Origin of the sequence: Arsenophonus endosymbiont of Bemisia tabaci Q2 (assembly GCF_902713415.1) — a bacterium.
Lineage (GTDB): Bacteria > Pseudomonadota > Gammaproteobacteria > Enterobacterales > Enterobacteriaceae > Arsenophonus.
In genome coordinates, this window is the sequence record NZ_CACTIE010000294.1 from 1 (window position 1) to 1254 (window position 1254).

The 1254-nt window shown below is 36.0% G+C and carries 2 protein-coding genes; both read right to left on the minus strand.

Annotation, left to right across the window (positions count from 1 at the left end; genetic code table 11):
* Positions 1-329 (minus strand): Rpn family recombination-promoting nuclease/putative transposase (locus ARSQ2_RS13375; protein ID WP_238334497.1); only part of this gene is annotated, 329 nt, incomplete at its 3' end.
* A 334-nt stretch (positions 330-663) separates the two neighbouring features.
* Positions 664-945 (minus strand): 3'-5' exonuclease, encoded by a 282-nt coding sequence (locus ARSQ2_RS11435; protein ID WP_181995356.1) that lies wholly within the window; start codon positions 943-945, stop codon positions 664-666.
* Positions 946-1254 lie beyond the last annotated feature (309 nt).

The following is a 1254-nucleotide window of genomic DNA, read 5'->3' on the forward strand; positions in this document are numbered from 1 at the left end:
ATTTGATTAATCCAAAGCGATACAGATGCAGAGCTAATCCGAAATTGCTTCAGTGTTTCTCGAATACTCAACCCTTCTTCTTCCATCGTAAATATCACTTTACGTCTAAAATCAATTGAATAGCTCATATATATAATGTCATCAAAATTGAGCCGCCACGCAATGAGCTTATCGGGTAATGATTGCGCTTCGATTAAAAGATAAAAGTAACCTTTACCTTTTTCTGTTTTAACGGAATACAAAATATCACTTTGATAGTTTTTCATCTCACTATCGATAAATGAGTCTGACTCCACTTTTAGGCTCTCTAAATCGCATAGCGCTTTAATTTCATTTGGTAGCCAGACATCAAAAAAGTCTTTAGCTGTCTCTTTTCACTTTAAAACTGCTTGAATACACTGTCGTGTGGCGTTGGTGTGAATTTTTTACTCATCCGATATTTTCAATAATTGCTCGCGTCAGATTGAATTATGGCAAACAAACCCGCTACATTAAATATGCTATTTATTCATTACATTTCAGACATCATAATTCAGCTATACAAAAACGCACCCTATCTATTCTGGTGCGTTTATTTTTTGTTACTGGTATTTTTCTTTTTATGACTCATCACAAGAAAACCGCTCAAAATCGATTACAGGCGTTTCTAGAGGCATTTCTGAATTAAACTTTTGACGTTTTTTCATTCTCAGTAACTTTGGCCAGAATATTTACCAACAATTTATTGATGATAAGCGTCTTCTTCGCTCGTGTTACCGAGACATACAGTAAATTGACTTCATCTCTAAAATTTGCATTGTCGATACTAGGGTCAAAAAGATTATTTGGAAAGTCATTGTTGATTTCGACAATATCCCACTCTAATCCCTTTACTCGGTGGGCAATGGTAACGATAATACTGGCTTCCTCTTGAGTATCTACCGTTCTTTTACGTAAAACATCCACTTTTTGGGTAATGGCGTGAATTTTTCGATGATTTTGATAGATTGTAACATTTCCTGGTCACCACTAGCATTCGCCATCTGCTTATAATTCGGATAATTACCATATTCTGTGTAAAGCCGTTGGTGACTCATCTTCTTTCCTTGCCGAGTGAAAACCAGTGAAGGTTAATTGATTCATCGATACAATAAGCATCTATCCCGTTGACCTAGTAGATAGTCGCTTTTTTGCTACTGGCTTCCAGCGCTGAACCGGTTAATTAGTAACCATTTCGGGTATTAATTTCTTATATAGCTGGGCGACTTTAAAATG